At 66.0% G+C, this 18,737-nt stretch carries 17 protein-coding genes; 10 read left to right on the top strand and 7 right to left on the bottom strand.

All coding sequences use genetic code 11. From position 1 onward, the window contains the following. Positions 1 to 33: 33 nt before the first annotated feature. The 4 genes from glpK (at position 34) to C448_RS06420 (ending at position 3,893) form a co-directional block, all read left to right on the top strand. On the top strand, positions 34 to 1,566 hold the full coding sequence (gene glpK / locus C448_RS06430) for a glycerol kinase GlpK (RefSeq protein WP_004052933.1): 1,533 nt from the start codon (positions 34 to 36) through the stop codon (positions 1,564 to 1,566). A 1-nt stretch (position 1,567) separates the two neighbouring features. After that, entirely contained in the window at positions 1,568 to 2,641 is a 1,074-nt protein-coding gene (locus tag C448_RS06425; protein WP_004052931.1) for a hypothetical protein, read from the top strand. Positions 2,642 to 2,649: 8 nt separating this feature from the next. Beyond that, positions 2,650 to 2,823 (top strand): hypothetical protein, encoded by a 174-nt coding sequence (locus tag C448_RS16270; RefSeq protein ID WP_004052928.1) that lies wholly within the window; start codon positions 2,650 to 2,652, stop codon positions 2,821 to 2,823. A gap of 140 nt (positions 2,824 to 2,963) precedes the next feature. After that, positions 2,964 to 3,893 (top strand): sulfide-dependent adenosine diphosphate thiazole synthase, encoded by a 930-nt coding sequence (locus C448_RS06420; protein ID WP_004052926.1) that lies wholly within the window; start codon positions 2,964 to 2,966, stop codon positions 3,891 to 3,893. A gap of 142 nt (positions 3,894 to 4,035) precedes the next feature. On the opposite strand, the gene thiM is transcribed toward C448_RS06420, so the two are convergent. From thiM to C448_RS06405, 3 genes are all read right to left on the bottom strand, one after another. After that, positions 4,036 to 4,872 (bottom strand): hydroxyethylthiazole kinase, encoded by an 837-nt coding sequence (gene thiM / locus C448_RS06415; RefSeq protein WP_004052924.1) that lies wholly within the window; start codon positions 4,870 to 4,872, stop codon positions 4,036 to 4,038. Beyond that, a complete protein-coding gene (gene thiE, locus C448_RS06410) occupies positions 4,869 to 5,504 on the bottom strand; it encodes a thiamine phosphate synthase (RefSeq protein ID WP_004052922.1) in 636 nt (211 codons plus the stop codon). Before thiE ends, thiM begins: the two co-directional genes overlap by 4 nt. Before the next feature lie 113 nt (positions 5,505 to 5,617). Next, on the bottom strand, positions 5,618 to 6,037 hold the full coding sequence (locus C448_RS06405; RefSeq protein WP_004052920.1) for a GlcG/HbpS family heme-binding protein: 420 nt from the start codon (positions 6,035 to 6,037) through the stop codon (positions 5,618 to 5,620). A gap of 208 nt (positions 6,038 to 6,245) precedes the next feature. On the opposite strand from C448_RS06405, the gene C448_RS06400 reads away from it, so the two are divergent. After that, positions 6,246 to 7,637, top strand: a complete 1,392-nt coding sequence (locus C448_RS06400; protein WP_394294943.1) for an MATE family efflux transporter — start codon at positions 6,246 to 6,248, stop codon at positions 7,635 to 7,637. Positions 7,638 to 7,772: 135 nt separating this feature from the next. Here C448_RS06400 and C448_RS06395 read toward each other — a convergent pair whose 3' ends face one another. Both C448_RS06395 and C448_RS06390 read right to left on the bottom strand, forming a co-directional pair. After that, positions 7,773 to 8,531 carry a Nif3-like dinuclear metal center hexameric protein gene (locus tag C448_RS06395; RefSeq protein ID WP_004052916.1) on the bottom strand — a complete coding sequence of 253 codons (759 nt, stop codon included), beginning with the start codon at positions 8,529 to 8,531 and terminating at the stop codon, positions 7,773 to 7,775. Between the two features lie 38 nt (positions 8,532 to 8,569). Next, positions 8,570 to 10,699 carry a thioredoxin domain-containing protein gene (locus C448_RS06390; protein WP_004052915.1) on the bottom strand — a complete coding sequence of 710 codons (2,130 nt, stop codon included), beginning with the start codon at positions 10,697 to 10,699 and terminating at the stop codon, positions 8,570 to 8,572. A gap of 88 nt (positions 10,700 to 10,787) precedes the next feature. Here C448_RS06390 and C448_RS06385 point away from each other — a divergent pair, with 88 nt between their 5' ends. Beyond that, positions 10,788 to 11,282, top strand: a complete 495-nt coding sequence (locus C448_RS06385; RefSeq protein ID WP_004052913.1) for a hypothetical protein — start codon at positions 10,788 to 10,790, stop codon at positions 11,280 to 11,282. A gap of 28 nt (positions 11,283 to 11,310) precedes the next feature. Here C448_RS06385 and C448_RS06380 read toward each other — a convergent pair whose 3' ends face one another. Continuing rightward, complete coding sequence (locus tag C448_RS06380; RefSeq protein ID WP_004052910.1) at positions 11,311 to 11,598, bottom strand: hypothetical protein; 288 nt, start codon at positions 11,596 to 11,598, stop codon at positions 11,311 to 11,313. 102 nt (positions 11,599 to 11,700) lie between these two features. Here C448_RS06380 and C448_RS06375 point away from each other — a divergent pair, with 102 nt between their 5' ends. From C448_RS06375 to C448_RS06360, 4 genes are all read left to right on the top strand, one after another. Continuing rightward, positions 11,701 to 12,516 carry an aldo/keto reductase gene (locus tag C448_RS06375; RefSeq protein WP_004052908.1) on the top strand — a complete coding sequence of 272 codons (816 nt, stop codon included), beginning with the start codon at positions 11,701 to 11,703 and terminating at the stop codon, positions 12,514 to 12,516. Positions 12,517 to 12,615: 99 nt separating this feature from the next. Then, positions 12,616 to 13,911, top strand: a complete 1,296-nt coding sequence (gene purD, locus C448_RS06370) for a phosphoribosylamine--glycine ligase (protein ID WP_004052906.1) — start codon at positions 12,616 to 12,618, stop codon at positions 13,909 to 13,911. Continuing rightward, positions 13,911 to 14,393, top strand: coding sequence for an acyltransferase (locus C448_RS06365; protein ID WP_004052904.1), 483 nt, complete (start codon positions 13,911 to 13,913; stop codon positions 14,391 to 14,393). The genes purD and C448_RS06365 overlap by 1 nt, the downstream gene beginning before the upstream one ends. A 127-nt stretch (positions 14,394 to 14,520) precedes the next feature. Next, positions 14,521 to 15,762, top strand: a complete 1,242-nt coding sequence (locus C448_RS06360; protein WP_004052903.1) for an Nramp family divalent metal transporter — start codon at positions 14,521 to 14,523, stop codon at positions 15,760 to 15,762. Positions 15,763 to 15,965: 203 nt separating this feature from the next. On the opposite strand, the gene C448_RS06355 is transcribed toward C448_RS06360, so the two are convergent. Beyond that, a complete protein-coding gene (locus C448_RS06355; RefSeq protein ID WP_049916117.1) occupies positions 15,966 to 18,698 on the bottom strand; it encodes a DNA-directed DNA polymerase in 2,733 nt (910 codons plus the stop codon). Positions 18,699 to 18,737: the final 39 nt, after the last annotated feature.

Raw genomic sequence — 18,737 nt, 5'->3', positions numbered from 1 at the left:
TCGAAGCGCGCGGCGTGCGGACGGGAGCCGACGATGAGCGAGGGGACGTACGTCGGCGCGATCGACCAAGGGACGACGGGCACGCGGTTCATGGTGTTCGACCACGGTGGCGGGGTCGTCGCCAGTGCCTACGAGAAACACGAACAGTACTACCCGGAACCGGGCTGGGTCGAGCACGACCCGATGGAGATCTGGGAGAACACGAAGTCGGTCATCGCCGACGCGCTCGACAGCGCCGGCATCGACGCGACGCGGCTCGACGCGATCGGCGTCACCAACCAGCGCGAGACGACGCTGTTCTGGGATGCCGACACCCACCGGCCGATCATGCGGGCGATCGTCTGGCAGGATCGTCGGACCACCGACCGGATCGAGGGGCTCGAAACGAACGGCAAGGCCGAGACGATCCAGGCGAAGACGGGTCTCGAACCCGATGCGTATTTCTCGGCGACGAAGGCCGAGTGGATCCTCGACAACGCCGATCCGATCAAACTCCAGCGCTCGCGCCCGCAGGACATCCGTGAGCGCGCCGCCGACGGCGAGGTGCGCTTCGGCACGATCGACTCGTGGCTCATCGAGAACCTCACGGGCAACCACATCACCGACGTGACGAACGCCTCCCGGACGATGCTGTTCAACATCCACGAGATGGACTGGGACGACGAGCTCCTGGAGGAGTTCCGGGTGCCGCGCGCGGCGCTGCCCGAAGTCCGTCCGTCGAGCGACGAGAACCTCTACGGGACGACCGACGCGGACGGGTTCCTCGGCGCGGAGATCCCCGTTGCCGGCGCGCTTGGCGACCAGCAGGCCGCCCTCTTCGGTCAGACCTGTTTCGACCCCGGTGATGCGAAGAACACCTACGGCACCGGGTCGTTCTTCCTGCTCAACACCGGCGAGGAGGCAGTCGAGAGCGATCACGGCCTGCTCACCACGATCGGGTTCCAGCGCTCGGGCGAACCGGTGCAGTACGCCCTCGAAGGCTCGATCTTCGTCACGGGTGCGGCCATCGAGTGGCTCGAAGACGTCGAACTGCTCGACAACGCGATGGAGTCCGAAACCGTCGCCCGCAGCGTCGACTCGACCGACGGCGTCTATCTCGTTCCCGCTTTCACGGGACTGGGCGCACCCCACTGGGACGGCCGTGCAAGGGGAACGATCGTCGGGATGACCCGCGGAACGGAGCGTGCACACATCGTCCGTGCGGCGCTCGAATCGATCGCCTACCAGACCCGCGACGTCGCCGAGGCGATGGAGGCCGACGCGGGGATCGACATCAGCAGTCTTCAGGTCGACGGCGGCGCGGTGAAGAACAACTTCCTCTGTCAGCTCCAGGCGAACATCGTCGGCACCGACATCGTGCGCCCGGAGGTCGACGAGACGACGGCGCTCGGCTCGGCCTACGCCGCCGGGCTCGCCGTCGGCTACTGGGACGATCCCGAGAAGCTGCGCGACAACTGGCGGATCGACCGCGAGTTCACGCCTGACGAGGACGCATCGGTCGATGGCCGCTACGAGCGCTGGAGTGAGGCGGTCGAGCGCTCGCGCGACTGGGCACGGGAGGCATAGGATGCAGGCGTTGCTCCAGCTCCCGATCATCGGTCTCGGCGTCGAGGAGTTCGCCCTGCTGTTCATCGCCGCGCTCGCCGGTGGGGCGTTCGGGGCAGCCCTCGGTGCGCTCCCCGCGTTCGTCTTCACCGGCTTCGCGATCTTCCTCGGTGAGGGACTCAACATCCTCCAGGGGGAACTCGCCTCGAACGTCGGCTCGATCGGCGCGGGATCGCTCGGTGTCGATCTGACCGGTACGATCGGCTTCGGGATGGTCTTCGGCCCACACATCTCCTTCGCGGCCGGCGTGGCCGCCTCGGCCTACGTCGGCAAGAAATATCCCGAGATGGAGCCCGACGGCTGGGACTACCATCCAGGGAAGGTCATCACGGAGGCGTACGGTACGAAACCCGACATCCTCGCGGTCGGCGCGGTCTTCGGCGTCGTCGGCATGCTCATCAATCAGTTGGCGAGCGGGATCGGCTTGCCGACCGACGGTATCGCGCTGTCGGTCGTCCTGACGGCGCTGCTCGCCCGACTCGTCTTCGGCTACCCGCTGGTCGGCTCGCCGTCCGGCTCCTCGCTGTTCGATATGTCGCCGTTCGAGCGCGAGGAACAGCGTGCGGTGGCCGACGGCGGCACCGACAGCATGCGGCTGGCGACCGAGCCGTGGCTCGGCCACCAGTACAAGTGGTCCGGCGTCGCCCTCATCGGTGTCGTCGGCGGGATCCTCAGCGGCTACATCTGGATCGAGACCGGGAGCATCTTCCTCGGCTACGCCTTCTCGGCGATGAGCCTGCTCTTTCTCAACCTCGGCGTCGCGAAGATCCCCGTCACCCATCACATCACGCTGCTCGGGTCGGTCGGGGCCATCGTCGCGACGGAGATGATCGGTGGCCCGATCCCTGCGATCCTCGGGGCCGCCCTCTTCGGCGGACTCACCGGCGTCATCGGCGAGGCGACACAGCGGGTCTTCTACTCGCACTCCGGCACGCACGTCGACCCGCCGGCGATGGCGATCGTGGTCGCGATGACCATCGTGGGCGTACTCTACCTCGTCGGCGTGATCCCGACCTCGGGCTACCTCGGTCTCTAACCACCACAATGTCACATACACCAGAACGACCGAAGCTGTACGTCTGCACGGGCTGTCAGAGCGTCCACGCCGGAACCGTCTCGGGCGGCCCGGAGGACCATCGGTACGACGCGCCGGGCGAGTGTGCCGCCTGCGGGAGCACCGAATTCGTCGAGATGGAGGACTACCCTCACTTCGGCTGAACGACCGGACGGACAGCGACGGAACGGTATCTTTCTCCGATCATTCCTCACAATCGGCCAGTAACGACGCCGTGCAGTCGTGATCGGTGGGACACGACGATGGAAAGATATATTATTCACCGGTAGTAACACTGGGTTGCATGACGGATGAGTTCGAGCAGTTCAGCGACGTCGGCGAAGCACAGGTAACCCGAGCGATCAGTCAGGAGTGGACCGAGGAGTTCATGGACTACACCGAGTCCGACGTGATCATCATCGGTGGCGGTCCCTCGGGGCTGATGGCCGCCAAGGAGCTCGGCGAGCGCGGCGTGAAGGCGATGGTCGTCGAGAAGAACAACTATCTCGGCGGCGGGTTCTGGCTCGGTGGCTTCCTGATGAACAAGATCACCGTTCGCGACCCCGCACAGACAGTGCTCGACGAGATCGACGTCGACTACAAGCGCTCGCAGGACAGCGAGGGGCTCTACGTCGCCAACGGTCCCGAGGCGGCATCGGGCCTCATCAAGGCCGCCTGTGACGCCGGCGCGAAGATGCAGAACATGACGGAGTTCACCGACATCGTGGTGCGCGAGGACCACCGTGTCGGCGGGATCGTGATGAACTGGACGCCCGTCCACGCGCTCCCGCGCGAGATCACGTGTGTCGACCCCATCGCCGTCGAATCGGACCTCGTCATCGACGCGACCGGTCACGAGGCGATGGCCGTCTCGAAACTCGACGAGCGGGGCGTGCTCGACGCACCCGGCATCGCCGACGCCGCCGAGAACGCCACCGGCATGGACCAGACCGAGGACGGCCAGTACGGCGCTCCCGGTCACGACTCGCCGGGTCACGACTCGATGTGGGTCGGCCAGAGCGAGGACGCGGTCGTCGAGAACACGGGCGTCGCTCACCCCGGCCTGATCGTCTCGGGGATGGCGACCGCGACGACCTACGGCCTCCCCCGGATGGGCCCGACCTTCGGTGCGATGCTCCTCTCGGGCAAGCGCGCGGCCCAGGCCGCCATCGACGAGCTCGGCGTCGACGCCGAGCCCGTCGACATGAGCGCACCCGCACCGGCCGACGACTGAAGCGACCGATACATTCCCGAACCCCGACCCCGATCGGCGGCCCCACCTCGGGCCCCGATCGATCGCCGGTTCGCCGGCATCGCTGCGGCGACGGCTGCTAGTACTCCCACCCGTAGCAACCCGGCGAACGCGGCTTCTTCCCCTATTCGTCGCTTTGCACGGCCAGTTCGATCCGCTCGGCTGGATCGACGAGATCGGTCTCCGAGAGCCCGGCGACGGCGTCGTGGAAACACGTCCGATAGCTGTCCGGACCGGCGTATTCGCCGAATTGCTCGTCGGCGGCGGCCTCGCCGGCCAGCCCGAACGCGAGCGTGCCGGCGAGCGCCGCCCGTTCGTCGTCCAGCGCGGCCGTGAACACCGCGAGCGTCATCCCGAGCATGCAGCCGGTGCCGACGACCGAGCCGAGCAGCTCGTCGCCGCCGTGGATCTCGAACGCCCCGTCGGCGATCGCGACGATGTCGACCGCGCCGGAGGCGACGACGACGCTCTCTGTCTCACGTGCGCAGGTGATGGCGGTCTCGGCGATGTCGCCGTACTCGCCGACCGATTCGACGCCGCGGACGGTCGCGTCTTCGCCCGCCAGCGCCGACACTTCGCCGTAGTTGCCGCTGACGATGCTCACGTCGATCTCGGTCGTCAGTCGCTCGGCGACGTGATCGCGGGTCGACGTCGAGCCGACGCCGACCGGATCAACCACGACAGGCGTTCCGGCCTCGTTCGCCGCCTCGCCGGCGGCCAGCATCGTGTTCTCGCCGCTCTCGCTCACCGTTCCCATGTTGAGCAGGCAGGCGTCGGCGGCCGCGACCATCTCGCCGACCTCGCGCTCGTCGTCGGACATCACGGGGAGCCCACCCCAATGAAGGGCGATGTTGGCCACGTCGTTGACCGTCACGTCGTTGGTGAGCGCGTCGATCAGCGGTTCGGTCTCGTCGACCGCATCCAGAGCGTCGGTGAGATCGAGTCCGTCGAGCGCGTTCATTGGACCACCTCCTCGACGGTATCGGCGAGCTGTCGCGTTGCAGCCGCCGGATCGTCGGCGGCGGTAATGGCCGAGATGACTGCGACGCCGTCCGCGCCGGCGGCGACGACGTCGCGAGCGTTTTCGGGTGTCACGCCACCGATGCCGACGATCGGGATATCGACGGCGGCCACGATGTCGGCGACGGTCTCGGTCCCGATCTCCGCCTCGGTATCGGGTACGTCCTTCGAGGTCGTCGCGTAGATCGCGCCGACGCCCAGATAGTCCGCGCCCGCGCGTTCGGCGGCCTCGGCGGCTTCGACCGTCGAGACCGAGCGGCCGATACAGCGCTCCGATCCGAGAACCTCGCGCGCGGCGGGGATCGGGAGATCGTCGTCGCCCAAGTGAACGCCATCGGCGTCGACGGCGGCCGCGATATCGACTCGGTCGTTGACGATGAAGGTGACGCCGGCGGTCCGCGTCTGCTCGCGGAGCTCCGTCGCGAGTTCGTAGCGCTCCCGGACGGTCGCGTTCTTCTCGCGCAACTGGACGGCCGTCACCCCGCCATCGATCGCCGCCGCGACGATCTCCTCGGTCGAACGGTCGCGCGAACGGTTCGCCTGCGTCACGAGATACGCACCGGAGACATTCATGCGTTGTATATCGAAGTGGTCGAAGGGGCGGGATATGAATGTCGGTCGCCGCGTTCGCTCGTCGGCGATCCGTTCGTGGGCGCTTCCAAGTTCCCGATCGCGGACGGGTGGTGCTACTCAGTCAGTTCTTGGAACTTCTCGACGGCCGCCCGTGCGATCTCGACGTCCTCGTCGGGCATCCCGCCGCTCGATCCGACCGCCCCGACGACCTCACCGTCGACTTCGAGCGGGAACCCGCCGCCGAAGATGACGATACGACCCTCGTCGACCGTCTGAAGCCCATACAGCGTCTCACCGGGCTGTGCCACGTCGGCGAGTTCGTGCGTCGGCATCTTCAGGCCGGCGGCCGTGTAGGCCTTGTTCCGGGAGATGGTGACGCTCGGCAGCCACGCGCCGTCCATCCGGTGCTGGGCGACGAGGTTGCCCTCGGAGTTCGACACCGTGAGCACCGACGGCACCCCGATCTCCTCGGCGTGTTGTTCGCCCGCTTCGATCACCGTCGTCGCTCGTTCGAGTGGGATCGTCGCTACCATCGTCCGTTCGTTTCACTCCAGTGTACAAAAAGGTGGAGGCCCACACGACCATGCCGCGGAAAACGCTGCCGTGTCGTTGCGGACAATCTATCACGATCGATTATATATGTAGGTTCGATGAGAAAGAAAACCCATATAAACACCCGTCGCGAACTCTTTAAGGTTGAAATTTCGCGCGTCAAATCCCGTTCGGTTAGTCGTACTGTACATTGGTCGCTTGCTCGTTCGTGCCGGATTGCTCGAATCCGAGCGAGCACGTCGCACGACGAAGCTCGCCTGGCCACGCATCATCACCGGCATCGCCCGGATGTCGAAGAACGCCGTCGACATCGCCATGATCGGCATCGCGCTCGGCTCGACGGCGATCGCCGGCGTCGGCTTCGCCAGTCCCTACTGGGGCTTTGCCTTCGCCATCGGCGGCGGCATCGCCGCCGGCACGATCGCACTGGTCTCACAGCGCTACGGCGCGAAACGCCTCGGCGACATCGATCGCGCCGTCCGATCGAGCGTCGCCGTCGTGATCGCGCTCACGCTGCCGATCGTCGCCGCGCTCTGGCTCGTCCCCACCCCGCTGGTCTCACTGATCGGTGACGATCCGGCGGCGATCGCCTTCGGTGCCGACTACCTCAAAGTCGTCGCGCTCGGCATCCCTTTTGCGGCGCTCAACCTCATCGGGAGCCGCGTCTATATCGGCGTCGACGACGCCCGGACGCCGATGATGCTTCGCAGCGCCGGCGCGCTCGCGAACATCGCCATCAACGCCGTGTTGATCTTCGGCTTCGGCCTCGGCGTCGTCGGCGCGGCGCTCGGCACCGTCCTGTCGAGCGCTGTCGTCACCGGCCTCTTCGCCGTCGGTCTCGTCAAGGGTCGCCTTCCTGGACTCGGTACACTTCCCGTTCGGATCGACCCGCGCGGAAACTATCTTGGCACCGATATCCGCCACGTCGTCTCGATCGGGACGCCCGTCATCGGTCGCGAGCTCGTCTTCACCGTCGCGGAGTTCCCGATGCTCGTCATCGTTGCGCTGTTCGGCAGCGACGTCGTCGCCGCCTACGTCATCGCACGGCGCATCTGGGGATTGATGAACACGCCCGGCTGGGGCTTCGGTCTCGCCTCCTCCAGCCTGGTCGGCCAGGAACTCGGGAGCGGCCACGAGGAGACCGCCGAAGCCTACGGCCGCGAGATCGTCCGGTTCGCGGTCGCGGTCTACCTCGTCTCGGCGGGGCTCGTCTTCGTCTTCGTCGACGAGATCGTCGCCGCGTTCGTCGGCGATCCCACCTCGTCGGTGGTGCCGGTCGCGGTTTCGCTCGTCTCGGCGGCCTGTTTCGCCATCGTTCTTCGCGGGGTGTCGGGCGCGGCCGCCGGCCCGCTCGACGCCAGCGGCGACACCAACTGGACGTTCTACAGCCAGCTGCTCGGCATCTTCGGCGTCTCCATCCCGATCGCCTATCTCGGCGCGACGACATCGCTCGGTCTCACCGGGCTCTCGCTGGCCTTCCTCGCCGAGACGACCGTTCCCGCCGTGCTCAACTACTACCGCTTCAACAGCGAGAAGTGGAAGCAGGTGAGCCGGGACTACCGGTCGGACGCGTCGGCGTAAGCCGCTCGCACTCGACGAGGAGGTCGCCCCATCCGTTGGAATCACCGAACTCTGCTCGACTAGTCCCGCGACCACTTCTCTTCGTTTTCTCCCTGTTCTCGCGACACCGACAATCCGAATCGACGGCTCTCGCGACTACAGCCCGGTCGGACAGTCGATGAACGTCGTTTCGATGTCACACTCCTCGGCGAGCGATTGGAGCGAGCGCACGCCGAAGGTCTCAGTCGCGTAGTGCCCGGCCAGATACACGTGGACGCCCGCCTCGCGCGCCTCGTGGTAGAGCTTCTGTTTGCCCTCGCCGGTGACGAACGCGTCGGCACCCCGTTCGACGGCCTCGTCGAACCAGTCGGCGGCGGCCCCGGTCGCGATGGCGACCTCCTCGATCTCGTCGGGACCGAATTCGAGTGCCGTCACGCCGTTTTCGGGGTCGCACTCGGTTGTGAGCCGATCGTGAAATTCGGTCGGTGAGATGCCTGTAGAACGACCGAACTGGCCGATCTGTTCGTCGCCAAGCGTGCCGAACGGCTCGCGATCGTCGAGGGCGAGCGCGTCGACGATGCCGGCAGCGTTGCCGAGTTCCTGGTGGCCGTCGAGCGGGAGGTGCGAGACGTACAGCGCCATGTCGTGCTCGAAAAAGGGTGCGAGCCGGTCGTGAATGGAACCGGTCGCGCGCTCGAACTCGCCCCAGAACAGGCCGTGGTGCACGACGAGCGCGTCCGCACCCGCCTCGACGGCGCGCTCGGCGGTTTCGATCGCGGCATCGACCGCGAAGGCGGCGTGGTCGATTTCGTCCGGCCCGGCGACCTGGAGGCTGTTTGCGCTCGCGTCGAGATCGGCGTAGGCGGCGGTGTCGAGGCGGTCGTCGAGGCGCTCGACGAACGTTTCCGTGTCCATAGCGGGCATTCACCCGCCGGGATCAAGAACGCTGGCGTCTACTCCGATCCCGGACTCTCGGGCGCGAGCCGGTCGGCCCACGACAGCGCCTCGTCGATCTCGGTCTGGGGCGGCGAGCAGGTGAACGCACGACAGACGTACGCCGTCGGTTCGCCGTTCTCTCCCGTTCGGTCGGCCCAGATCGGCGGCGCATCGTCGAGCGAGAGCCGATCGAGCCAGCCGTCGAGCTCGGCGTCGGTCGGCGGGCGGCGTGCGAGCAGCCGTTTGGGGAGATACGTGCGCCCGATGCGCTCGCGCCATTCGGTAGGGAGTTCGTCGGCGACGATCGTCAGTTCGAGCGAGCCCGCAGTGTGGCGGTCGGCCGCGAGCGCGAGCGACGCACGTCGGAGCGGGCTCGCCTCGATCGATTCGGCGTGGGTTTCGAGCACCGTCTCGGCGATTTCCCCGAACTCCTCGCCGGGCGCGAACTGTGACAGCGCGAGCAGCGTGTCGACGGCCACGCCGGTACTGGAGGGCGTCGACTGGTCGTCGAGTTCCTGGGGACGGGCGACGAGCGACTCGCCGCTCTGGGGTGTGAAATACAGCGTCCCCTCCTCGGCGTCGAAGAACTCGCGGACGACGGCGCGCCCGAGATCGAGCGCGAATGTCAGGTATTCGACCTCACCGGTCGCCTCGTAGCAGTTGAGCGCACCGCGTGCGAGGAAGGCGTAGTCTTCGAGATAGCCATCGATTTTCACCTCTCCGCCCTTGAATCGCCGCGCAAGTTGCTGTTCGTCTTCGTCCCACAGCTGCTCGCGGACGAAATCGAGTGCTGCGACGGCCGTCTCGCCGTAGGTTTCATCGAGCGCGAGCCCTGCCTCGGCGAACGCCGAGATCATCAGCCCGTTCCAGCCCGCCAGGACCTTCTCGTCGCGCGCCGGGCGGTCGCGGTCGGTCCGTGCGGCGAAGATCGCCTCACGAGCGCGTTCGAGATCGGCTTCGATCTCCTCTGTCGTCGTTCCGTGCTCGTCGGCCAGACCGTCGATCGCGGTGTCGAGCGTCAACACCGTCTTCCCGTCCTCGAAGTTGCCTGCCTCGGTGATGCCGTAGCGCTCGCAGAACAGGTCGGCGGCGAACTCGTCGTCGATTGCCTCGTGGACTTCCGGGGGCGTCCAGACGTAGAACGCGCCCTCCTCGTGTTCGCCCGATTCGCCTTCGCTCTGGGCGTCGAGCGTGCTGAAGAAGCCGCCGTCGGGGTGGCGCAGTTCGCGCTCGACGAACCCGAGCGTCTCGCGGGCGATCTCCGCGTAGCGCTCCTCGCCGGTGAGGCGATAGCCCGCGATGTAGGCGCGCACGAGCTCGGCGTTGTCGTAGAGCATCTTCTCGAAGTGGGGCACCGTCCACTCGCGGTCGGTGACGTACCGGTGGAAGCCGCCGCCGGCGTGATCGCGCAGTCCGCCGTCGGCCATCGCGTCGAGTGCCTCGACGGCGACCTCGCGAAAGGCATCCCTTCCGGTCCGTTCGTAGGCCTGCATGAGGAGGTGGAGCCGCCCGGTCTGGGGGAACTTCTGCCCGCGGCCGAATCCGCCGTGCTCGCGATCGGCGTCGCTGACCGCGCGCTGGGCGGCGGTTTCGAGCAGTCCCGGAGAAACCTCGCCCGGGCTGTCGGGCGTTCCCTCAAGTTCGCCGGCCATCGCGTCGGCCCACTGGTCGGCGCGACCCTCGATGTCCTCGCGTTCGTCGTCCCACGAGTCGGCGATGGAGTCGAGGAGGTCGAGAAAGCCCGGCTGGCCGCGCTTGGCCTTGCGCGGGAAGTACGTACCCACGTAAAACGGGCGACCGTCGGGCGTGAGCCAGACCGACAGCGGCCAGCCACCCTGTCCGGAGACCATCGCGGCGACGGTCTGATAGAGCCGGTCGAGATCGGGCCGCTCTTCTCTATCGACCTTGATCGGAACGAAATCCTTGTTGAGCCGTTCGGCCACTACCGGGTCGTCGAAGCTCTCGTCAGCCATGACGTGACACCAGTGACAGGCCGAATAGCCGATCGAGAGGAAGATCGGCACGTCGCGCTCGCGGGCCGCGTCGAGCGCGTCGTCGTCCCAGGGCTGCCAGTGGACCGGGTTGTCGGCGTGCTGGCGGAGATACGGGCTCGCCTCCTCGTCGAGTCGGTTGCGGCTGGTGCTCATGGATCCGATAGACACCGCGGACGGGTAAACACCATCGCCCGCCCTCGCCGGCAGTAGGTTCTTGCCGAGCGCGAGCCCACCATCCGGGATGGCGACCCACCTCAGCCGCGAGCAGACCGAGGCGTGGCTCGACGAGTCGGTCGTTCAGGGTGTTGAGAGCGAATCCGGGGACGGAGCCGAGTACAACCTCCAGCTCCAGCTGTCGCGACTGCCCCTGCACGTGATCAAGGAGGAGACCTGGGGGCCGCTGCGCGTCGTCGGCGAGTGTACCTTCGACACCGATCGCGTCGCGGCGCTCGTCGAGAACGCGGAGCGCCGCCAGGAGCTCCTGTTGGGCCTGAACCCGGTTCTCGCCGGCGCACCGGGCTTTTACACCTTTCTCGACGACGAGGGCGACCCCTGCGAGTTCCCCCGCATCCACTCGATCCTCCTCGAAGACCGTCTCTATCCCGACGGCGCGAGCCAGCAGGCGCTGATGAACTCGGTGATGGCGACGGCGAGCACGATGCGTTCGATCCAGAACACGGCCGCCGCGCTACAAAACCAGTCGATACAGAGCGCACACGACGATTCGACCGAGTAGCTTCCCCTAACGGTGAACCGTAACGATCTCAGGCGTCGAGGTCGGCGGTCAGTCGATCGATGTGGACGACCTCGGCGTCGTTCTGGACCATCTCGATGACCGAGCCGTGGCGCGAGACGTCCGTCTCGATCCCGGTGACTGAGACCGCGTAGCCCGCATCGAGCGCGCCCTCGACGAACCCGACCGCCTCGCGCGGATCCAGATTTTCGAGCGCGACGGTCAGCGGGCTGCCAGCATCCCCCGTGTCCGTCTCGTCGAGTCGTGCGGCGGCCTCTTCGAGCAATCGGTCGCTCATGTCGATGGTTACGTCTGCCATACCGATGGCTCTCGGGCAAGCGGTATAAACAACGGGGAACCCCCTTCCGTTTCCCCGTTTTGTCCCCGACAGTCGTTTGACCGTGGCCATCCATGCCGGTGTATGAGACACGTCACGGTCGGTGGTGTGGACGTCCCCGCGCTCGGCTTCGGCACCGCCGGCATGGACACCGACGAGGAGCGCCAACGGGCCGTCGAGGCGGCGCTCGCGGCCGGCTATCGACATATCGACACCGCACAGATGTACGACAGCGAGTCGGCGGTCGGGGCGGCGGTCGACGAGTCGGACGTCGCGCGCGAGGAGCTGTTCGTGACGACGAAACTGACACGGGACAACCGCGCCCACGAGGCGGTCATCGACTCGACACACGCCAGCCTCGACCGGCTCGACATGGAGTACGTCGATCTGTTGCTCATCCACTCGCCGGAGCAGAACGTCCCTCACGAGGAGACGCTCGACGCGATGAACGAACTCGTCGCAGACGGAGCCGTCCGCCATATCGGCGTCTCGAACTTCTCGGTCGAGGAGACACGGAACGCCATCGAGCACTCGACGGCACCGATCTTCACCAATCAGGTCGAGTACAGTCTCACCAGCCATCAGCCCGATCTCCTCCCGTTCTGCATCGACGAAGACGTACTGCTCACCGCCTACAGTCCGCTCAAGCTCGGCTCGGCGCTCGAAGACGAGGAACTCGCAGCCATTGCCGAGACACACGGAAAGACGGTCCGACAGATCGCGCTCCGGTGGCTGCTCCAGCAGCCGATGGTTGCGACGATCCCGCGGTCGTCGAATCCCGACCACATCGAGCGGAACGCCGATGTCTTCGATTTCGAACTTGCCGACGAGGAGATGAGACGCCTCTTCGAGATCGGCGGCGGAATCGACGAGCAGCTCGCGACGAAAATTGGTCTCTGAGCCGTTCTGCTGTCCACTCGGATGGTCCATCCGTCGTCCCGCGATCCGAACCAGTCCGTGAAGGACAACGCTTAGGTCGCCCGCGCCGGCCCACTGCACATGCACGAGACCGTGCTTCTCGTCGGTGGCGGCGGTCGCGAACACGCCATCGCGCGCGCCCTCGCCGACAGCGACGCGGAGCTCTACGGCTGTGCGGGCACCCGGAACCCGGGGATCGCCGATCTTGCGGCAGGGTTCGAGAGCCTGGATACGACGACCCCGCAGGCCGTCGTCGCCTACGCCGAGGAAGTCGACGCGACGCTCGCGGTCGTCGGCCCCGAGGCTCCGCTTCAGGCGGGTGTCGCCGACGCGCTCGCCGAAAATGGGGTTTTTCCGTTCGGTCCGCGGGCCGACGCGGCACGCATCGAGACCGACAAGGCCTATCAGCGCCGGTTCATGCGCGAGCACGACATCCCCGGCTGCCCAGGGTTCGCGACGTTCGACGATACGGAACGGGCCTGCGAACATATCGACGACAGCGACGGCGATCTGGTGGTGAAACCCGCCGGCCTCACCGGCGGCAAGGGCGTGCGCGTCATCGGCGAGCAGCTCACTCCTGAAGAGGCGAAGGAGTACCTCCGCGAGTCGGACTACGACCGTGTCGTGCTCGAAGAGCGTCTCGTCGGTGAGGAGTTCACCGTGCAGGCGTTCGTGGCCGACGGCGAAGTGCGGACGACGCCGGCCGTCCAGGACCACAAGCGTGCCTACGAGGGCGACGAGGGGCCCAATACGGGCGGGATGGGAAGTTACAGCGCCGCCACACGCGAACTCCCGTTCATGACCGAGGCGGACTACGACGCGGCCGTGTCGATCATCGAGGAGACGGTAGACGCCCTCGACGACTACACGGGCGTGCTCTACGGCCAGTTCATGCTCACGGCAGAGGGGCCGACAGTCGTCGAATTCAACGCGCGCTTCGGCGATCCCGAGGCGATGAACACCCTGCCGCTCCTCGACACCGACTTCCTCGACGTTCTCACGGCGGCCCGTGACGGCGACCTCCCCGAGCTCGCCTTCAACGAGCGGGCGACCGTCTGCAAGTACGCCGTGCCCGCAGGCTATCCCGAAGACCCTGACGCGGGTGCGAAAGTCGGGATCGACCCCGAGAGCGCAGGCGACGCGCTGTTGTTCTACGCGAGCGTCGACGAGCGCGACGACGGCATCTACACGACGACCTCGCGGGCGTTCGCGGTCGTCGGGGTCGCCGAGAGCATCGAGGAGGCCGAGGAGATCGCGGCCGATGCGCTCGACGCGGCCGACACGGACGGGCTGCGGGTGCGCGAGGATATCGGGACGGCCGATCTCGTCGAATCCCGCATCGAACACATGGCCGAGCTGCGTGGCCACGAGGGCTGATGGGCCGTCACGACCGACTGTCGGTCCATTCGACGCCGGGACGGCGGAACTCGCTGTGGCACTGGCCCGACGCGAAGAGCACGTTGCGGATCATGCACAACTACGTTTTCGTGCTCGTCGCGCGCATCGCTCCATCGCTACGACTCAAGAACTGGGCGCTCCGGCGCATCGGCGTCACCGTCGAACGGGGCGTCTCGTGGGGCCTCGAAGCCACACCCGACGTTTTCTGGCCGGAGCTGATCACCCTCCGGGAGGACGCTATCGTGGGCTACGACGCGACCCTGCTCTGTCACGAATTCCTTCAGGACGAGTATCGAACCGGCGAGGTCGTCGTCGGCGAGCGCGCGATGGTCGGCGCGGGGGCGATCGTCCTGCCGGGTGTCGAGATCGGTGCCGACGCGCGCGTGGCTGCGAACTCGCTCGTGGCCGAGGACGTTCCAGCGGGCGCGACGGTTGCTGGTGTGCCAGCGACCGAGCAGTAGGAAACCGATCTCGGGGTGAGTGCCACAAATCGCCACACCGTTCGTGAAAACAACGATCGAAGGACTTACAGTTATCCGATCGACCACAGCTAGATTTATCCGATAGCCACGACCCGCTGTACACTCGATGAGTGCTCACACGGACGATTCATCTGACGAACCGGAATGGTCGCTGATTGGGCCCGGCTTGCTCGTCGCTGCGACTGGCGTGGGTGCCGGTGACCTCGCGGCCGGACTCGTTGCGGGCAACCGATACGGATTGAACTTCATCTGGGCGGTGCTCGTCGGCATCGTTATCAAATTCGCACTGAACGAGGGTGTTGGACGCTATCACTTGGCAACTGACGAAACCATCCTCGAAGGGATCCACTCGCTGGGGCGGTGGGCGAGCGGCTTCTTCGGTGGCTACTCCCTTCTGTGGGGGTTTGTCTACGGCGCTGCGGTCAGTTCGTCGGCGTCGCTCGCGGCCAATGCCCTCTTCCCGGCGATACCGTTCTGGATCTACCTGGTCGCCCACCCGATTCTCGGAGCCGTGTTGGTGCTGGCCAACCGCTACGAGACGTTCGAGAACGTGATCACGGTCTTCATCGTGTTGATGGTCGTCACCGTCATCGGCTCCGCGATCGCCGTACTCCCCCAGCTCGGTGCAATCATCGGGACCGGCGTCCCCGCGCTGCCGGAGGGATCGATCGTCTACGCGCTCGGGCTCATCGGCGGCACGGGTGGGACGATCACGATGGCGTCCTACGGCTACTGGCTCGCCGAGAAGGACTGGGACAGCCCGAACTACATCCCGGTGATGCGCCGCGATGCCTCCTCGGCCTATCTCATCACCGGGCTGTTCGTCATCGCGTTGATCGTCATGAGCGCGGCGCTGCTCTACGGCACCGGCGCGAGCGTCTCCGGCGAGGATGGACTGGTCGCGCTGGCCGACAACCTCGGAAACCAGCTCCACCCTGTGCTCCGGTATGCCTTCCTGATCGGCTTCTGGTCGGCCTCGTTCACGTCGTTGCTCGGCACGTGGCACGGCGTCTCGTACCTGTTCGCCGACTTCGTGGGCGAATTTTCCTCGAACCCGGTCGAGGCCGATCAGCTTCGGGACACCCGCGCCTACACGTTCTACGTACTCTGGCTGACGTTCCCACCGCTACTGCTGCATTTCCTCGGTGAGCCGGTCTTCATAATCATCATCTACGGCGTGCTCGGCGCGGTCTTCATGCCGTTTCTGGCCATCACGCTCCTGTTGCTGCTCAACTCCGACCGCGTGGCCGCTGCGCACAGGAACGGGATGGTGTTCAACACGCTGCTGACCGCCAGCGCCCTCCTGTTCATCGTCCTGCTGGCGAACGAACTCAGCACGCTTCTGTAGTTCCCACTGAACCGATTGTCGATTGTTCTCCAAAAATGAGGGCACACGCGGTGCTGTGCGTCGCGGTGAGCGGGTAGTGTCCGCGCGAACGGAGTGAGCGCGGTTCGCCGCGAGTGACCGGAGGGAACGAGCGGGAGTTTTTGATGAACCTTTTTGCAAGGGGTTGAGCGCCCGCAGGGCGCGATCCCCCGCAGTAAAAAGGTTCAGGTGAAGCTCCCGAGCCCGGTCTGTGTCTGGCCGGATTTGACCTCGTCCCAGGAGATGTCGAGCGCTTCGAGCACGCGCGCGATCGGACCTTTGAGCGTCTTGTCGAGCATCTTCGGCCAGTCGATGGCGAACTCGTCGGGAATCTGGTCGGCGTACTCGAAGCAGATGACGCCGTCGCCGTTGCTCACGTCGCGCTTGAACTCACGGTAGAGGTCGTCCTCGGCGATCTCCGGCTGGTCGGATTCGATGCGTTGGAAGAAACGGTCGTCGACGCGGTCGAGATAGAGCCGTTTGGGTTTGCTGCCGCGCTGGAAGTTCGTGCCCAGTAGGAGGTTCGCGTATTTCGCGCCGCGGACCTGTGCGGTGTCGGTGTCGTAGTTGCCGAGTCGTTTGCCGATCCCGCCGGGGACGCCGACCTCGTCGATGTCCACGTCGCCGTCCTCAAACCGTTCGATGACCCCCCGGACGTAGCGTTTGACGTCGTCCAGATCCTCACCGTGGACGATACGGTCGATCACCTCGTGCTGGACGTTCTTGGTGATCGGTGCGATATCCGAGCGCTTGTATTCGAAGCCCGTGATGTCGACGTCGTCGACGTCCTGGCCCTCCTTCCAGACGATGTGGCCAGCGTAGCGTTTCTTCTTGCCCGCTTGGAAGAACCGTCGGTAGAGCTTCTCGAACTCGATCTCGAAGCGATGGTTGTCGGCTCCCAACTGCTCGCTGGCGAAGGCGTCGTAGGAGTCGTTGATGTGTCCTTCGATGGTACCGGCCTGCTCGATGGCCGACTCCTTGGCGACGTCGCCGCCGAGTTCGAGCATGACGCTGTCAGTGTCACCATAAGCAACTTGATAGTTCAGTTCGTTTGCAGCGTTTTCGGTGTGTTCGATGACCTCACGCCCGGTCGCGGTCACGGCCGCGCCCATCTCGCGGTCGTAGAGGCGGAACCGTTCCCAGCCGAGCACCCCGTAGAGGGAGTTCATGATGACCTTGACGGCGGACTGCTGACGATCGAAGCGCTCGTAGGCCCCGCTGCCCGGGCTGTGGTCGGCTCGTCGGGCCTTCTTCTCGTCGCGCTCGGCGAGCAGCTCGTCGACCATCTCCCGGATGATCCCGTCCGGCTTCTTTCGGAAGTGCGTGCCGTTGGGTGCGTGATAGGTCTCGCCGTCGTAGCGCTCGGGGTCGACTTTCGTCTCCGGGCTCGCGTTCGTCGTGACCATACACATCGGATAGAGACTCTTGAGGTCGAGCACCGCCACCATCTCACGGACGCCCGTAATGGGCTCGAACACCGCGCCGCCCTCGTAGTCCTCCGCCTCCTGCTGGCCCTTCGACGGGAGCGCGAACTTCCCGTGGGCCTCGTGGAGGACGTACATGTCGACCGTGTCACCCGGCGTCGTGGCGTCTTCGAGCTTGCAGCCCACGAACGAAGCGACCTCCTGCCAGAACGGGATCACGTCCTGCTGGCGGTCGATCTCGACGCAGAGTTCGACGTCGCGAAGGTTGTATTCGAGCAGCCGTTCGGGGTTCTCCTCCCAGAGATCGCCGATCGAGCCCGCATACCGCTCCTTGCCGACGCCGAGCTCGACCTCGCCGACGGCATCGAGTCGGTAGGAGTCGAGCTCGGAGAACTGCGTGCGCTGGTAGGCGTAGAGCAGGTCGAAGACGACTCGGCCCTTGACGTCGGGGCCCTGCCAGTCCGAGCGCCAGACCTCGTTCACCCGCGAGAGTCGGTTCGGATCGAGATCGTGGCTCTCGCAGTCGGCCCCGCCGAGTACCTCCAGCCGATCGAGGAGATAGGGCGCGTCGAAATCGGTGAAGTTCCAGCCAGTCAGAATATCGGGATCGGTGTCGTCGATGTAGTCCAGAAACGCGGCGAGCATCGCCTCTTCGCTCCCGTAGCAGTTGACGATGGCGTCGATCTCGTCTTCGATCCCCTCGTACCCGTCGAGTTCGTCGGGGCCGATCCCGTCGCTGGCCTCGTAGAGCCAGACGATGTACTCGTCGGTGCGCGAGTCGTGACTCGACAGACAGATGATCGTCTCCTCGCCGTCCTCGGGGAAGCCCGAGCGGTCGTCGACCTCGATATCGAAGGTGCAGACACGCGCGTCGGCTTCCATCTCGGTCGCTTCGACCTCCTCGTGGGGAACGACGAGTGCGTCGTCGCTCGCGCGGCGGACAGGTACGCGAACGCCGCCGCCGATGTCCTTGTCGATGAGAAACCGGTTCGGGAAGAGGATATCCGCCTCGTAGTGATCGAACCGATCGCGGATCTGGCCGACGTCGCGGGGCGTCTGGCCGAACACCTTGGTGAGTTTCTCGCCACGGATGCTTTCGTAGGGCTCACCGTTCTCGTCGGTCGCTTCCGAGCCGGTGATGCGGTCGTGGTCGAACTCGCCATCCATGTTCGCCGTCGGCGCGTAGAAGTACGGGCGAAAGCCGTGGACGCGGACGTGCTCGGCCTCGCCTTCTTCGGTTCGCCCGAAGACGTGGATGATCGGCGTTTCCTTTTTGCCCGATCCCTCGATGGTGTAGTCGACCTGCGTGACGGCGAGGTCGAGCGTTCCGTCGGGGTCGGGGTAGCGACGGGCGCTCGGATCGACGAGTTCGGCCTCGTCGCCGCCGTCGCCGGCGACCGTCCGCGCCGCCGCTGCCGCCGTCCCCGCGGCCGCCGTCTCGTCGGCGGCGCTGTCCCCAAGCGTCGCCTGCTGTGTGGCGTCGGTCCCGGTCATGACCGTCATTCGCCACCGCCGGTAAAAACACCGGCGGTC

The organism is Halococcus morrhuae DSM 1307 (assembly GCF_000336695.1).
Classification (GTDB): Archaea; Halobacteriota; Halobacteria; order Halobacteriales; family Halococcaceae; genus Halococcus; species Halococcus morrhuae.
This window is presented reverse-complemented; position numbering and strand designations above follow the sequence as displayed.

What these genes read in the sequence shown, in the direction of transcription:
- glpK (WP_004052933.1), top strand. Translation starts at nt 34, where the DNA reads ATGAGCGAGGGGACGTACGTCGGCGCGATCGACCAAGGGACGACGGGC.
- C448_RS06425 (WP_004052931.1), top strand. Translation starts at nt 1,568, where the DNA reads ATGCAGGCGTTGCTCCAGCTCCCGATCATCGGTCTCGGCGTCGAGGAG.
- C448_RS16270 (WP_004052928.1), top strand. Translation starts at nt 2,650, where the DNA reads ATGTCACATACACCAGAACGACCGAAGCTGTACGTCTGCACGGGCTGT.
- C448_RS06420 (WP_004052926.1), top strand. Translation starts at nt 2,964, where the DNA reads ATGACGGATGAGTTCGAGCAGTTCAGCGACGTCGGCGAAGCACAGGTA.
- thiM (WP_004052924.1), bottom strand. Translation starts at nt 4,872, where the DNA reads ATGAACGCGCTCGACGGACTCGATCTCACCGACGCTCTGGATGCGGTC.
- thiE (WP_004052922.1), bottom strand. Translation starts at nt 5,504, where the DNA reads ATGAATGTCTCCGGTGCGTATCTCGTGACGCAGGCGAACCGTTCGCGC.
- C448_RS06405 (WP_004052920.1), bottom strand. Translation starts at nt 6,037, where the DNA reads ATGGTAGCGACGATCCCACTCGAACGAGCGACGACGGTGATCGAAGCG.
- C448_RS06395 (WP_004052916.1), bottom strand. Translation starts at nt 8,531, where the DNA reads ATGGACACGGAAACGTTCGTCGAGCGCCTCGACGACCGCCTCGACACC.
- C448_RS06390 (WP_004052915.1), bottom strand. Translation starts at nt 10,699, where the DNA reads ATGAGCACCAGCCGCAACCGACTCGACGAGGAGGCGAGCCCGTATCTC.
- C448_RS06385 (WP_004052913.1), top strand. Translation starts at nt 10,788, where the DNA reads ATGGCGACCCACCTCAGCCGCGAGCAGACCGAGGCGTGGCTCGACGAG.
- C448_RS06380 (WP_004052910.1), bottom strand. Translation starts at nt 11,598, where the DNA reads ATGGCAGACGTAACCATCGACATGAGCGACCGATTGCTCGAAGAGGCC.
- C448_RS06375 (WP_004052908.1), top strand. Translation starts at nt 11,701, where the DNA reads ATGAGACACGTCACGGTCGGTGGTGTGGACGTCCCCGCGCTCGGCTTC.
- purD (WP_004052906.1), top strand. Translation starts at nt 12,616, where the DNA reads ATGCACGAGACCGTGCTTCTCGTCGGTGGCGGCGGTCGCGAACACGCC.
- C448_RS06365 (WP_004052904.1), top strand. Translation starts at nt 13,911, where the DNA reads ATGGGCCGTCACGACCGACTGTCGGTCCATTCGACGCCGGGACGGCGG.
- C448_RS06360 (WP_004052903.1), top strand. Translation starts at nt 14,521, where the DNA reads ATGAGTGCTCACACGGACGATTCATCTGACGAACCGGAATGGTCGCTG.
- C448_RS06355 (WP_049916117.1), bottom strand. Translation starts at nt 18,698, where the DNA reads ATGACCGGGACCGACGCCACACAGCAGGCGACGCTTGGGGACAGCGCC.